Here is a 13,891-nt window from a genome sequence, read left to right as displayed (position 1 = left end):
CGCACCGCAATTATGTGGAGGGAGTGCTTTTGACAACGACGCGGCCCGCGCACGCACGATGGCAAAGGCCCTGCGCCAGGTCGGGCGCGGCGATCTCAGTATCGGTCGCTTGTATGAAGGCCATGTCAACGCTATGTTGCTTTTCGCCTGGTACGCAACACCCCATCAGCTTGAGTGGCTGACGCAGGTGCTGGATCGCGGTGCATGGTTCGGTGTGTGGGCGACCGAGCCGGCGCCCGGTGTCCGGCTCGCTGGCGAAGCGGCCCTGTCGCTGATCGGCGAGAAGATGTTCGCAAGCGGGGCCGGCGGTCTCGATTATGCCCTCGTCACGGCGGCCTGCGAGGACACCGCCCGGCGCCTGGTCATTGTTCCCGCCAATGAAAAGGCGCGGACGGACCTGTCGGGCTGGCGTGTTCGCGGAATGCGTGCGAGCGTGAGCGGCCGATATGTCCTCGACGACATGGCTGTCGAGCCGCTCATGCTGCTGGGTAAGCCGGGCGACTATGACCGGGATCCCCGCTTTACAGCAGGCGCCTGGCGCTTCTGCGCGGCGCAGCTTGGCGGCATCGAGGCGCTTGCATCGGAAATCCGGTCGGCCATGCGCGATAGCGTCCGCGACGATCCGCTGCAGCGGGCACGGTTTGCCGATGCCGTCGTAGCGGTGCGAACCGCAGGCTTCTGGGTGGATGAAGCAGCGCAGCGCTTCGCGTCGGGTGATGCGGATGCGGTTGCCGTCGCGCGGCTGACGCGCGGGGTTGTCGAAAATGCCGGGTTCATCGTGATGGAGGCCGCTGCGCGCATCCTTGGCACGCGTAGCGCCTTTGACGGTGAACGAGCGGACAAGATCATCCGCGACCTTTCCCTTTATCTGCGCCAGGCTGGACCTGATCATGCGCGTGACGAGGCCGCCCGGATGCTTCTCGATCACGACATTTGGGATGAGAGCGACCGCTTGTGGTGAGAGAAGAGCCATTGGCCCACAGCCGCTGGGCGCAGGCGCGCTGGCTTGTGCTTGCCCCCCATCCCGACGACGAGACGCTCGGCGCGGGTGCCTTGATCACGCACAGCGCCGCCAAAGGCCGGCTCGGAGCCATCGTCTTTCTGACGGACGGGACGGGCTCCCACCCTCAAGGTACGCCCCGCGTCGCCGCGACCCGGCGCAAGGAAGCCCGCAATGCGCTCGGCAGGCTAGGCGCAAAAGCAATCCCGACGATCTGCATGGGATGGCGCGATGCTCATCCCTATCCCATCGACAGCAGAGTATTTACGCGGGATGCCGGTCGGCTTGCGGCCCTGCTGCGCTGGCACCGGATCGACGCCATTGCCGTCTCCGACAAGAGCGAGGCCCATTGCGACCATCTTGCGACATACAGACTGGCCGAAGCGGCCTTGCGAAAAGCGAGGCGGCCCGTGGCTTTGTTCGCCTATCATGTCTGGAGCGAGGCACCGCGCCGGGCGCGACGTATTGCAACGCCCGCCATGCCCACCGGGCAGCGGCGTCATGCCCTTCTGGCCCATCGTAGCCAGCTCTCGCCGGTGATTGGACAGGGTTTCCGGCTTCCCCGGAAGATGCTGCGCATGCCCGCGCAAGATGTTCTGACGTTGAGAAGGGATTGCCGATGACCGGTGCCAGCCTGACCGCACAATATTTCGATGACATCTTCGGATCGGACGATGACCCATGGAATCTTGCGTCGAGCAAGTATGAAGCGGCCAAATTTCTCCACACACATGATGTTCTAGCCGACCGACGATATGCCCGCGCAATGGAGATAGGCTGCGCGCATGGCGTTCTGACAGGGCACCTTGCTCCCATGTGCGATAGCCTGCTTGCTGTCGACATCAGCTCAAAGGCATTGGCAAAAGCGCGGGAACAGGTCGGCGATCGTCCTGGCGTGTCACTCGCCCAAATGGCGTTTCCGCAGGACACCCCTGACGCCGAAGATTTCGACCTCGTGGTGTTGTCCGAAGTGGCCTATTATTGGGGTCTGGCGGATCTCGACCGTGCAAGCGAATGGCTTCGAGATCACGTCTCTCCCGGCGGCCGGATTATCCTTGTCCATTACACAGGAGAAACCGACTATCCGCAAAGCGGCGATGAGGCGGTCGAAGCCTTATGGACCGAACTTGCTGCGGACTTTGACGTTGAGCTCACCGAACGCCGAGACAAATATCGTCTCGATTTGTGGAAGCGCCGCTGATGGGCGTCTCCGTTCTCACCATTGTCCGTAACCGGAGCGCGCATCTGGCGCAGCTCGTCGAGGGCCTGCGACGGAGCGATCGCCGACCCGATGAGTTGATAGTCGTCGACATGAGTGACGATCCGGTTACGGTGGGACCGACAAGCTTCCCCGTCCGCATCGAGCGATTCGAGACGGACGGTCTTCCATTGGCCGCCGCCCGCAACCGCGCGGCGGCCTTGGCCAATCATGATATGCTGGTGTTCCTCGATGTCGATTGCATTCCACTAAGTGATTGCGTCGGCCTCTTGGCCGAGACCCTCACCGAGCACGATAGCCTGCTTTGCGCGGATATTCGCTATCTTGGTCCCTATGATGCGCGCGGATGCTGGGAGGAAGCCGAATTGCTGAAGCATGGCATGGCGCATCCCGCGCGGACGTTTCCCACCCAAGGCGTACGTGAGGAAACGAATGCCGGGCTTTTCTGGTCGCTTGCCTTCGCGCTGCGTCGATCGACATTTACAGCGCTGGGCGGGTTTGATGAGGGGTTCACCGGCTACGGCGCCGAAGATACTGATTTTGGTTTCCGGGCTGCTGCTGCCGGGTTGAAGCTGCTATTCGTCGGACAGGCGATTGCCTGTCATCAATATCATGACAGCTATGAGCCACCCGTGCAGCATGTCGCTGACATTGTGCACAATGCACAGGTGTTCCAGGCGCGCTGGGATCAGTGGCCTATGGAAGGCTGGCTTGCAGACTTCGAACGGCTCGGACTGGTGCGCTGGCAGGGGAACGCTCTGGATCTCTTGCGTTTGCCGACAGCCTGCGAAATGGCCGCAGCCCGCGTCGAACCGGCAGGTTGGAGCAGAGCAAAAGGCGATGCCAGGACCGAAGAAGCACATGGCGGGAGGGGGGCCACCGCAAATTGAAGCCAATGCCAATCTCAACCGCCAGGCAGGAGCCAGTAGATGACCACGAGCTACAACGCATGGATGAGAACCGGATTTGATTTCTGGATGCTAGGTGCGGAGGCGGGAACGGTGATAACAATGAGGCTCGCAAAGCTCGCGGTGGGCGGTGCTGACGCAAGCGTCGAAGCCGAATTGATGATGTCGGAAAAAGTTCGCGCCATGATCGAGCTACAGACCAAAATGATGACCGGCGCTCTTGGAACAACGCCTTTGAGCAATACGCGAGGCGCCCTCAAACATTATCGTCAGAAAGTAGCGGCAAATGACAAGCGTTTACGCCGTTAAATAGATGATTTCTTTCCCAAGATGCACTCGTATTGCGGAACACGCTAGCGATCCTCAGACCACCAGCGCGTCGGGCGAAATTCAGACCGCGCGCCGGGCCGTTGGGAAGGTGGGGCGGAGAATCTTGCCGCCGTCCCGCAGTTCGTCGAGATAATCCGACCAACTCTGCATCATCTGTACGCGTTCGTCCCAATACTCGCCTCGGGCGTAAGCCCGTCGCACCTGGTTGGTGTCGACATGCGCGAGTTGCCGCTCGATCGCATCGGGGTTCCATTCGCCCCTCTCGTTGAGAAGAGTGGCGGCCATCGCCCGGAATCCGTGCGCCGTCATCTGATCGCTCGTGTAGCCGAGATTGCGCAAGCCCTGATTGACGGCGTTTTCCGACATCGGCTTCCGCGGTTTACCGAGGCACGGGAACAGATATTTCCACCAGTGCGTGTGCTCGTGAAGTTCCTGGAGCATGTCGATCACCTGCCGTGACAGCGGCACCCGGTGCGGCCTTCGCATTTTCATGCGTTCCGCCGGAATAAACCAGATGGCCTCCTCGAAGTCGATATCGGCCCACTCCGCCTGCCTTAGCTCGCCAGGACGTAGGAGCACGTGTGGGGACAAACGCAGCGCCATCACCGTCACCTTGTGACCGCTGTATCCGTCGATGGCCCGTAGCAGCGCACCGACCTCCGACGGCTTGGTGATGGCGGCGAAATGCTTGACCTTTGGCGAGGCGATTGCACCACGCAGGTCGGCGGCAACATCCTTGTCGCATCGCACCGTCGCGACGCCATAGCGGAAGACGCGGCTAAGGACACTTCGCATGCGCCGTGCGCTTTCAAAGGCGCCGGTCGCCTCTACCTTGCGCAGGACCGCAAGCGCCTCGTGCGGAGTGATCTGGGCAATCGGAATGCTGCCGATGACCGGGTAGGCCTTGGCGAGCAGCCAGCGGATTTTGTCTACGGTCACCGGGGCGAGGCCGTCTCGCTCGCATTTGACGAGCCATTCCTCCGCCACCGCCTCGAAAGTGTTTGCCGCGGCATACTTGGCGGCGATCCTCGCGCGCTTTTTCTCAAGCGCCGGATCGATCCCTTCAGCAATCTTCTTCTTGGCTTCGTCGCGTCGGACACGCGCATCTGCGAGGCTGGTTGTTGGCCAGCCGCCGAGATGAAGCTTCTTCTGTTTGTCCAGAAAACGATAGTTGAAGCGCCATAGCTTCGAACCGTTCGGCTGGATGACGAGATAAAGGCCTTGGGAATCGGAGAGGTTCCAAGCCTTCTCTCTGGGCTTCGCGGCATTGATCTGGATGTACGTCAGCATGGTCGTTTTCCCAGCAAGGCCGGGTCGATCCGAGGGCAACAAAAAGAACCACATTTTGTGGTCGCTGCTGTTGCCCTTAGCCGGATTTCGCCGGACGGTGTCTGGCGATTCTCTATCGGAAAATGCTGTGAAACCAGCCGCTTACTGGACGCCTCTGGACGAATCCAGAGGCGACAGTGGTGCCCAGAAGAGGAACCGCACCCCCGTCATGATCGTCGGGCCGATCTGGTGCGGACGAAGGGGCGTCATCGGAGCGTGATGTCATGCTCGATCTCCATGGTGACGATGTTGATGAAGTGAGGGTGGTTCGACAGCGTCAGCGGCGATCGTGGTCGCCGATGGTTAAGCGGCGATCGGTTCGGCCATCGAGACCTTGATCCGGTGGACCGTAGCAACGCCGACCCGATGCTTCCGCGCCGTTTCGTTGATGCTGACACCTCTGATCAGGGCGCGCTTGATCTTGTCGACCTTGACCGGGTCAACCGGCGGACGGCCGCCCTTCTTTCCCGATCGAGCAATGCCTGCCCGGACCCGTTCGCTGATCATCGCCCGCTCGAACTCGGCGAAGACTCCCAACATCCCGAACATGGCCCGCCCTGACGGCGTGCTGGTATCGAGGGCCTGCACATGGAGATAGAGATCGACGCCGCGTGCGGTCATGTCACCGAGCATTCCGACGAGATGCTGGAGGGATCGGCCGAGACGGCAGACCGACCACGCCGCCACCATATCGTATTCACGGCGAGCAATGCCTTTCAGGAGGGCGTCGAGACCGGGACGCTTCTCCCGTCCTTTCGCACCAGATATGCCTTCATCACTATGGTGGGCGACGATGGTCCAGCCCATACGTTCGGCCGCCATGTTGAGTTCGCGCAGCTGGTTCTCGACGGTCTGGCCATCGTTGGTTGAGACTCTGGTATAGATCGCCACACGCTTCATGGTCTGGAGATTCTCATGAAGTCAGCAATCAATCAACTACTTCAAAAACTTCGATATTTCTCCTGATCGATGATAATTCCATGTCGTTGGTGGGAGGGCGTATGGAGCATGATCTGCACGATCTGAGGGTGGGCGATCTGGTGATCCGCGAGATGGATAATCGCGGCCAGATTGACCGGCATATCGGCGAGGTTCTGTCGATCCGGGCACGTATCCAATATCTCGATGTCGGCTACGACTGGCGAGAATGGTGGGACGTCACCACGGCATCGCTCCATCCGTTTCGGCCGCTGTCGAAACCGGGGTATAGGCTGCGGAAGGCCGAGGTTGATCAGATCGACCGGCTGCGGCTGCGGTGACCGGGCAAAGTTTTGATCGGGTTTTGATCGGAACGGGGAGAACGGGGCCGCCGCGCCGGAGAAAGCCCTCGAAAGCAACGTGGTCTACCCCTCTTCGGTTTTGATCGGGTTTTGACCCTCAGCGCTTTTGTCAGGTTACCTGACGCCTTTCCGAGCCATTCCATTGAGACTGAATATGGAGCGCAAAAATCGGCGTCGATGAAGTGGCGGAAATGGCTGACTTCGGAGGGGCTCCGACAGTCGGGTTTATGGAATGGCAGATCGGGACTGGGAAGTTATCGATCATCCCCGCGACATCATCCGCCCAGAGAACCCCTCGGCCACAGGCGCGGCCGATGTGATGGCCCGGCATGTTCGTGCTGGAGTTGGGATCAGATCGACAGTCCGAAGTGTCACATGACCACCGGGGGGGCCCGCCGGGGGCGCTGCGCTTTGCGGGGGCATTAGTGCCCCGATCTCTATATATTATAAGCAAAGGGCACTATTTTGCCCGTTCGCGATCAGCGAGACGGTGACACTTCGGACAGTGCTGCCGCATCGGGATGACCGTGATCCACGTCGATGACCACAAAAGCGGATCGGAAAAATCTGATACAAAAATGCATCTGATCTTGATGTTGCGATCCCCATAGTTGGGGCGTTGGTATCGTGATGATCATGGCATCGCGACCGATCGGCACAGCCATAGAGCACGGGAATCCAAGGTATCCCAGCCATCATGACGGCAGGCAGCGTGATGGCAGGATCATCGTCAACGCCGATCATAATGCCGAACCAGCCTTGTTGTTAAAGTTGCGGGCTGGGAATCGAGATCAATCAGCGGAAATGGCGGAAATCTGCGAGTTGGAGGGGCTGCTCGATGATGGTCGCACGTGAATATTGCGGCGGGAAGGTCGAGGTCAGTAGCCTTGGGCTATGAGAAACATTTCACCCCATGCGCCCAGAAGCGCCATCCGCAACATCCTGCGTAATTTCAAACGGCTCAACGAGATTGAGAACGCCGATGTGAACATCGAGCAATTGATAAAGGCTATGCGCGCAGACCTCCAGAAAACCAACACTGAACTTTCCGATACTGAGATCGAACGGCGGATTTCGCGTCGGCTTGATCGCGGCATGCGGCCGACCACTGCTGTGCCTTTGGCACATCCGATCCCGACGAAAAAACGATGTGGGAAACCTCGCCAGAACATGGGTGGAAAGCGGTGAGCAAGCGGGACATCGTTTCCGAACGAGAACTGGTCGCAGCGGTGAAGGCGCTGGATAGCCGCTTTGTGCCTCTATTCGAACGAGGATTGGCCAGTGGCACATCTCTCCTTGAACAGCGTCTGGAGCGATGCGCGTTCGGTGATGGAGAGTATCACTGCCTCGCCCCATATAAAAAACTGGCGGGGATGAACCACCATCATGCCGAGAATGTGGCTACCGGGCGAGTGAAAGTTCATCACTTCCCTCTGTTCTCCAACAGCTTGGCCGTGACCGAGCCCAACACGAACGGAAAGTGGCCAGAAGCCAAGGGCCGCCTGCGCCTCGGGGCACAGCAGATTTTCACGTTCGAGTTCGATGTGGACTCAAAGGCCTTTCTCGCGGAGCAATTGGACTGGTGTCTGCCGAAGCCGCCTTTCAAATCGTCAGCCCTGTCGATCTTGCATGACCGACTGCGGGAATATGCTGACTATCGGCTGATAACCGCCGTGTGGTCGGGAAATAAAAGCCTGCATATCCACCTCACTTTCGACACGCAGCTATTCCTCAACACCCACGTCAGCCCATGCCCCTCTACGATCCAAGGAGGGCATAAAGCGCATTGGGAAGTATTGCGGCCGATAGTGCTCGATGTATTGCGGCCATCTTTAGAGGCTCAGCCCGATGGGCATCTGTCATACGCCACGTCATTCCGGCGCACGCCGAACGCCCTCCGTAAACTGGACAAGCCCAACATCCTTGACTTTCCAGCGGGTAGCAGCGTTCGACAGGTGGTTCTGTTCGAGGAAGAGACCAAGAGGCAAAGCGCCCTCAAGCTCCTTTTGTCACCCGGCCTGTTTTCCGTCGGGGAGCAGATTCGCGAGCCCCGCAACTATAGCACGGGCATGGCGCTGCCGGGCGATCAGCATCGCCACTGCGAGCGTCGCCTCGCGAAATTTTACGATGGCACTGGGCTCGACTTTGTTCGTCTCGTGCATGTCGCGGACGGTCATCGCGCCCTATTTCGCAATAGCGCACGAGATCGCAATCCCGCGACCTATATCAGTGATGGCTTTGTTACCCCCAAATTCTTAGGAACCGACGCCGATCTCGCAACAGCTCGTGGTTGCCCGCCTCTACCCGCGCCCTTGAGTCAGATGATCCGTATCTGGTGCGCGGAGCTTGATCAGACCGATGGGCTGACTGAAGGCCAGATCGCAGCGGCGCGCGACCTGATGGCGGCGAACCTTCCCCGCTACATGATCATGGCTGACCTGCCGATCATCCTGACCGCGCCCGAAGGAATCAGCAAAACAACGACCGTGATCAATGATTTTCATCGGATCGATACGGCCATCAACGGCGATGAAAGGCCGACGATGTTTGCTTTTGCCGACTATACCAATGCCCTTGAAAAGGCAGAATATTTCAACCAACGCTGGGCGGGATCGAAGCATTTCGCCATCGTCTGGCGATCATGGTCAAGGTGGTATAGCGACATTTGCTGCGAACTCGGCCGCGAAGTGCTGACAGACGCGGTGGCGATGGCGCAAGGTCTCTCCCTCTGGCGTCTCATTGAGCGCGTGCAGCCCGATATCCGCCGTGAACTTGAGCAGCAACATCGTGATCTGTGGCAACAGGTCGGCAATCGCCAGCCCGTCATCATGACCGTTCATGATGTGGCGCATCGATGGGGTCAATTCGGTCGCACCCGGCAGTTGTTTGATCCGAACTACTTCGACCGGGAAATTGAAGATGATGACGCCCGAAATCGCTCGGCGCTCTCCTGCCTGATACACGATGAGGTTTCCGTCAGTAATCTCGTTCGCATCCTGACCGACGATCAGATGGCTTGGATCAACGACCTCGGGCAAGCGTCCGGCGACATTTGGGCTGAGCCAAGGATAGCACAGCAACGACGAGCGTTTGATCAACATGTCGAGGCCCGTGGCACCATGGGCTTTGATTTCCATGCTGCTCGAGAGATGATGACCCTGTCCTTCGACGAGGTTAGTTTACGTAGAACCGCCGAATATCCGCCATTTCCGCGCGGCGATCGCTATGCCTGCGACGGTGAGCGAATGTTCGTCGGCCGCAGGAATTGGTGGATGGAAGGGCCGGATCGCAAACTGGCGGGCAGGATGCTATTTCTAACGACCGAAGCTGTGCCGACCTGTGTTGCGGAAAAGGCTTTCGATGGCGACATTCTTTGCACCAGCCCAACCCGTTTACGTCTCGGCAAGGACCCGCTGTCGGTGAGTAGCTGGAAAGGAATCCGGTCAAAACATATCGATGACGTGACGCGCGACTATCATGATCTGGATGGCTGGACGATCATCGCCAATAAGCTGAAAGGGGACATTAAAAATGGCATGACGCATGCAGCGGCACGCGGTCGCAATGATCTGGCCTCCCAGTCGATCGTGCAGGTGGTAACCATGCTCGATCAGGACCATTACCGCACCGTTCAGGCACTCAATGCTTGGGTTGGCCGGGAGGATTTGGTCGTTATGACCCATGTTGACCAGATCAACCAAACCGCTGGACGTAATCGGGGATTCCGTCGGCAGCCCGGCACCGAACACCATCTGCTGATCAACCCCACACTATATCGATCGCTAATGTCGAACCCGGCCGCGATGTCAGGCCTACGCTATAGATTCGAGGTCAATTTGACCCGAAACCAGAAACGGAAGGCGCAGGAGCAGCGCAAAGCGGCATGACTTAGTCACCCGATTAGCGCGGGAACGGCATGATCATCATCACAGACTACGGTGGTCAGGCGCTGAAGCGACCGCCGACCGTCCGCTTTAGCGAGCCACTGACAAGGTGACAGACGGTCGAAGGCCTGAATTTCCTCTGGTGTAGCGCCCCATACGCATACCATCAGAGGAAACGGCACTCGACTGGCCTTATCACTTCGGCCAGACGCGCGGGCAAATTGCATACGTCCCCGCAGAAATCCAATGTCGCAGACTTTAGCGATTCGATCATGGAAGTAGGCGCTGTCTGTTCGTGCGGGCACAAGGGCTACGACCTTTTCTATGCTACCAGATGACCACATCATATCGGCGCGTCGGAGCCAACTGGTCATGCTGGAAAAAGGGGGATTCACATAAACGAAGCGACCTGACCATTCGTCCCGGAGACCATCACCACCGTCAGATAGAAGGATTTTGCGCACCGCTCGGACCGGACTATCGACATGGCCACAGGGATCGAGGTCAATGCGGCCCCAGACCATTTCGAGAATGCTCACAAATTCTGCTGGAGTGAAACGGGAATCGCGCTCGCCAACGACCGCTGGGAGATAGGGCGTGAGGTTCGGTTTTCGGCGCTCGGTTCGCGATGTCTGGATGACGGCCATGACTTTGGTGAGAGGGGCGATAGTGCCTCTGCCATTTTCAAGCGTAATGAGCGTTGTTGGTGAAATGCCAGCCCGCCGTGCAAGTTCATCGACGGAAAGGCTCATAACATTCCGTCGGTTCCTCATTTGATCCGGCAACGTCGAGCCTCTCGCAAGACCGGAGACATGATAATGCAGCGCCGTCATCACGCGAAGCAATAGATGGACTGGCCCCACCCCGCCTTCCAAGCGCGCGATGGCTTGCCGGTCTGCATCGACAAGACCGGCAAGCTGCGTCTGGCTCAAGCCTTTTTCGCGTCTTGCAGCGGCAAGGTCTTGGATCAAATTCAATGTCAAGATTGTATCACATTTTAATGCTGGGCGACGCCGCGATTTATAAGGCTGCTCGTCAAAAATCGACTTCGGCCAGCGCGGTGACCACGGCGTAATCCTCGCCCAGCGTCTCGAAGTGTTTCTTCCCGCAGTCGGTTTTCTGATTTTCCTGCTGGCGGCGCTTCCCTCTTTCCAGCGTGCTCTTGGTCTCCCGGACGAAGAACAGCCGCTCATGGCGCTGGGTGACGAATGCCCAGTCGGGATTATAGGGACCAACGGGCGTGTCCACGATGAACCACGAGGGGAGTTTGCAGAAGAACTTCACATGCTCGTTCACATCCAGCGCGGCAGCGAAATCGCGCTCGACCTCGCTGTCATACTCCACGAAATCGTAGAGCGTCCGGTCCTTGTTTTTCACCTCATACAGGCGGTTGAGATAACGGGTGATGCCCTTCTCGGCCTCCTGTTCGAACCGGGCCATCTCGTAATGCGCCCCGTCGATCTTCTCATATTTGATCCCGTCGATCATGATGTCGTGCAGCGCCCCCTGTATCTCGCGGGCAGAATGCAGGATGAAGGTCTGCGGGTTCCCGATGAACTCGTCCAATTTGCCGCACCGCTTCAAGATTTCGGCCAGCGTGCTGCGGGTAAGCTCGGTCTCGCGCTGTAGCTGGCCGAGGATGTCGGGCAGCTTCCCGGTGCGGCGTGATGTGCTCACCTTACGGTCCAGCACGGCGCTTGCCGCCACGCCGGAATGCTCGATCGACATCGCTACCTTCTCCGACGAGATGACCAGCGGGCTGATGCGCTCCATACCTTTGATCCGCTCGACCGCCTTGGCGATGAGGTCGTCGGTCGAGAACTCGACCCGGTAGCGCGTCTTCTGGCTGATCCGATCCCAGAGCGCCTTAAACTCCGGCCCCATGTGAACCTGCTTGCGGAAGCTTAGCGTCCGCTTGTCGCGCGTCGGTCGGACATGGCGAGAGATCAGATAGCGGCTCAGTTCGTCCTTCACCGGCTTGGCGATGTCGTCATAGCCGGGAAGCTCGAACACGAAAGTGAGGTCGTCAGGCCGGAAAGCGTCGGTGTCCACCACGCCCTTGCTGTCGAGATAGCCCTGTTTGCGCAGAACCTCCCAAACGGCGTTGGAGCCATCGACGCCGAGGGCGTCTTCCTCGTCGCCGACGTCACGGACCATCTTGGCGAAGGCGTCGCGCGCGACTTCGCCGAACTTCACGCCGCTCTCCCCCTCATATTCCGATTGAAGAGTCTTGGCGAAGGACTGGTAATCCTCGTTCGAGATTACCACCAAACGGTTGATCGACTGATCCTTCACCCGCTCGCCATCGGTGTTGACGGGAAGGCGCAGGCCGCGACCGATCTGCTGACGGCGACGCATGGTGCTGCCTACCGCTTGCAGCACGCAAATCTGGAAGACATTCGGGTTGTCCCAGCCCTCCGCGAGCGCCGAGTGGCTGAAGATGAACCGCAGCGGCGTCTTGGGATCGAGCAGCCGTTCCTTGTCAGTCATGATGAGGTGATAGGTGTCCTCATCAGCCTTCGTCTTGCCGGTGGTGTCCTTCGGCTTCCCCTTTCCGTCCTTCGAGAAATAGCCGTCATGCACTGCATCGGCGGGGTAGGTCGCGATGTCCTTGTAATGCTTCTCGGCGAGTTCGGTGTAGGCTTCCTCAAACCACTTGCCGACTGGGCCGAGGCTGGTGCCATTGTCGCCGTAGATGCGATAGTCAGCCACGCGATCGAGGAAGAACAGGGTCAGAACCTTGATCCCGCGCCCCTTCATCTCCCGCTCTTTGCGCAGGTGGTGCTCGACTGCACGCTCGATCATCAGCTTGGTGACATCTTCTGCCGCGCCGCCCATCTCCTCGTTGAGCGAAAGCTTGAGCCCGTTCTGCAAGTGCAGCGCCTCCGCGCCCGGGGTGGCATCGATGTCCGAGATCATCAGGTCGGTGTAGCTCTGATGCTCCTTGGACTTCTGGAAGAGGGTGTCTCCCTTTTTCACCGTCACCTTTGCGCGCTTCGGCCCACCGGCCTGCATCTTGAAAATCTCGATCTGGGCAGAGATTGGAGACTTCGTATGATCGGCCTTGAGGAACTTGATATAGGCGTCGGATGACCGGTCATCGGCGGACACGCTGTCCACCTCGATCCGTTTCACCAACTGGCGCTCGAAGGCCTCGACCGGGCCGAGCCGGAAGAGCAGGTTGCGCGTGTCCTTGTGCGTGGCCGAATAGCGGAAGATCGCTGCGGGATTGAGACGCTGGATCGCCGCTGCTGCGTTGTCCGTGTCCATGCGCTGCGGCTCGTCGATGATGACGATCGGGCTCGTCTGCGAGAGGAAGTCTATGGGGCGTCCACCCATCTTGTCGCTGTCGCGGTAGATGATGTTGCCGCTCGTCTCACCATCGCCCGCATCGTTGATGAAGGCTTGGATGTTCATCACCAAGAACTGCAAATGCTGCCCGCCCGCGAACTGCCGCACACGCGAAGGGTGCTTGGAATCATAGACGGCGTAGTTGAACGGCATCGCGTTGTAGAGCCCACGGAAGTGGTCACCCATGACTTCGAGGCTCTTGAGCACGCCCTCACGGATCGCTACCGAGGGCACGACGATGATGAACTTGCGGAAGCCATAGCGCGAGGCGAGTTCGAAGGCGCTGCGGAGGTAGACATAGGTCTTGCCCGTGCCCGTCTCCATCTCGACCGCAAAATCAAGTGCATCGATGTTCCGCTTGGAAGAGACCTCATTCTCGTCCTGCACGGCCCGCAGGTTCGCAAAAACCTGATCGTTCGACAGGGTGATAGCGTTCCCCAGCCCGTGCTCGGTCTGGATCAGGCCATCGGTGATCGCCGCACCCGTTTCCGTCTCGACGGTGCCGGTCGCCTGCCCCTCAAAAAGGTCAGCGACCGCAGACACGGCGGTGTGCTGATAATCCAGCGAGGGATCGAACTTGAGCTTCATCA

At 59.1% G+C, this 13,891-nt stretch carries 13 protein-coding genes; 9 read left to right on the top strand and 4 right to left on the bottom strand.

All coding sequences use genetic code 11. The annotated features are described in order from the left end of the window. The first annotated feature begins 133 nt into the window (after positions 1 to 133). Genes VHN57_RS20530 through VHN57_RS20510 form a run of 5 tightly spaced genes read left to right on the top strand, consistent with a single transcriptional unit; the run spans position 134 to position 3,436 of the window. Complete coding sequence (locus tag VHN57_RS20530) at positions 134 to 961, top strand: acyl-CoA dehydrogenase family protein (protein ID WP_221775530.1); 828 nt, start codon at positions 134 to 136, stop codon at positions 959 to 961. 11 nt (positions 962 to 972) lie between these two features. Continuing rightward, on the top strand, positions 973 to 1,623 hold the full coding sequence (locus VHN57_RS20525) for a PIG-L deacetylase family protein (RefSeq protein WP_279606701.1): 651 nt from the start codon (positions 973 to 975) through the stop codon (positions 1,621 to 1,623). Beyond that, a complete protein-coding gene (locus VHN57_RS20520; RefSeq protein ID WP_185706555.1) occupies positions 1,620 to 2,201 on the top strand; it encodes a class I SAM-dependent DNA methyltransferase in 582 nt (193 codons plus the stop codon). The genes VHN57_RS20525 and VHN57_RS20520 overlap by 4 nt, the downstream gene beginning before the upstream one ends. Then, the gene (locus VHN57_RS20515; RefSeq protein WP_423285124.1) at positions 2,201 to 3,109 is read left to right on the top strand and encodes a glycosyltransferase family 2 protein; all 909 of its coding nucleotides are present in this window, start codon (positions 2,201 to 2,203) and stop codon (positions 3,107 to 3,109) included. The genes VHN57_RS20520 and VHN57_RS20515 overlap by 1 nt, the downstream gene beginning before the upstream one ends. Positions 3,110 to 3,148: 39 nt before the next feature. Continuing rightward, positions 3,149 to 3,436: a hypothetical protein gene (locus tag VHN57_RS20510; protein ID WP_185706551.1), complete on the top strand. Its 288-nt coding sequence runs from the start codon at positions 3,149 to 3,151 to the stop codon at positions 3,434 to 3,436. Positions 3,437 to 3,517: 81 nt separating this feature from the next. On the opposite strand, the gene VHN57_RS20505 is transcribed toward VHN57_RS20510, so the two are convergent. After that, entirely contained in the window at positions 3,518 to 4,747 is a 1,230-nt protein-coding gene (locus VHN57_RS20505) for a tyrosine-type recombinase/integrase (RefSeq protein ID WP_185706549.1), read from the bottom strand. Positions 4,748 to 5,089: 342 nt separating this feature from the next. After that, positions 5,090 to 5,686 carry a recombinase family protein gene (locus tag VHN57_RS20500; RefSeq protein WP_423285095.1) on the bottom strand — a complete coding sequence of 199 codons (597 nt, stop codon included), beginning with the start codon at positions 5,684 to 5,686 and terminating at the stop codon, positions 5,090 to 5,092. A gap of 80 nt (positions 5,687 to 5,766) precedes the next feature. Here VHN57_RS20500 and VHN57_RS20495 point away from each other — a divergent pair, with 80 nt between their 5' ends. The 4 genes from VHN57_RS20495 to VHN57_RS20480 all read left to right on the top strand — a co-directional run bounded on the left by VHN57_RS20495 (position 5,767) and on the right by VHN57_RS20480 (position 9,953). Continuing rightward, positions 5,767 to 6,045 carry a hypothetical protein gene (locus VHN57_RS20495; RefSeq protein WP_423285097.1) on the top strand — a complete coding sequence of 93 codons (279 nt, stop codon included), beginning with the start codon at positions 5,767 to 5,769 and terminating at the stop codon, positions 6,043 to 6,045. Positions 6,046 to 6,693: 648 nt separating this feature from the next. Further along, the gene (locus VHN57_RS20490) at positions 6,694 to 6,921 is read left to right on the top strand and encodes a hypothetical protein (RefSeq protein WP_423285099.1); all 228 of its coding nucleotides are present in this window, start codon (positions 6,694 to 6,696) and stop codon (positions 6,919 to 6,921) included. 39 nt (positions 6,922 to 6,960) lie between these two features. Next, positions 6,961 to 7,254: a hypothetical protein gene (locus VHN57_RS20485; RefSeq protein WP_423285121.1), complete on the top strand. Its 294-nt coding sequence runs from the start codon at positions 6,961 to 6,963 to the stop codon at positions 7,252 to 7,254. Then, positions 7,251 to 9,953, top strand: a complete 2,703-nt coding sequence (locus VHN57_RS20480; protein ID WP_423285119.1) for a hypothetical protein — start codon at positions 7,251 to 7,253, stop codon at positions 9,951 to 9,953. Before VHN57_RS20485 ends, VHN57_RS20480 begins: the two co-directional genes overlap by 4 nt. A 5-nt stretch (positions 9,954 to 9,958) precedes the next feature. Here the strand turns inward: VHN57_RS20480 and VHN57_RS20475 are convergent, their stop codons facing one another. Together VHN57_RS20475 and VHN57_RS20470 are read right to left on the bottom strand one after the other, a co-directional pair. Further along, a complete protein-coding gene (locus tag VHN57_RS20475; protein ID WP_423285117.1) occupies positions 9,959 to 10,933 on the bottom strand; it encodes a DNA N-6-adenine-methyltransferase in 975 nt (324 codons plus the stop codon). A 52-nt stretch (positions 10,934 to 10,985) separates the two neighbouring features. Beyond that, on the bottom strand, positions 10,986 to 13,889 hold the full coding sequence (locus VHN57_RS20470) for a restriction endonuclease (RefSeq protein ID WP_423285115.1): 2,904 nt from the start codon (positions 13,887 to 13,889) through the stop codon (positions 10,986 to 10,988). Between the last annotated feature and the right edge of the window lie 2 nt (positions 13,890 to 13,891).

Source organism: Sphingobium salicis subsp. salicis (genome assembly GCF_049472635.1).
Lineage (GTDB): Bacteria > Pseudomonadota > Alphaproteobacteria > Sphingomonadales > Sphingomonadaceae > Sphingobium > Sphingobium yanoikuyae_A.
This window is presented reverse-complemented; position numbering and strand designations above follow the sequence as displayed.